Source organism: Oleiphilus sp. HI0086 (genome assembly GCF_001635225.1).
This window is the reverse complement of record NZ_LWFZ01000368.1, coordinates 1-389: the sequence shown is the minus strand read 5'-3', so window position 1 is coordinate 389 and position 389 is coordinate 1. Positions and strand designations below refer to the sequence as shown.

The 389-nt window shown below is 47.3% G+C and carries 1 protein-coding gene; it reads right to left on the bottom strand.

All coding sequences use genetic code 11. The features are described 5' to 3' along the window. Window positions 1-389 (bottom strand): ABC transporter substrate-binding protein (locus A3756_RS04710; RefSeq protein ID WP_304438857.1); only part of this gene is annotated, 389 nt, incomplete at both ends.

Below are 389 nucleotides of genomic sequence, written 5' to 3'. Positions count from 1 at the left end.
CGCGATGGCGCCACGAGCGACACTATCGGTGTCGCCGGCAAAAACAGGAATGTCTGCTTGCTCAGAAATTTTGATGATACCTTCTATAGCAGAGATGACTGTGTTGTCTGTAGGGAGGTAAATTGCATCAACCTTGCCGAGTAATGAGCGAGCTGCAGTTTGCACATCCGAGGACTTGGGGGAGACTGCTTCAATTACTTGAAGGTTCAGCTCTTCAGCATGTTGCTTGATTAGCTTGAGAAGTGAAACAGAATTAGCTTCTCCTGGGTTGTAGATAATACCGAGTTGCTTACTGGCAGGGAGGACCTCTTTAATCATCTCTAAATGCAGTTTTATCGGTGTTAGGTCCGACACGCCTGTAACGTTTTTGCTCGGTTGCTCCCAAGACT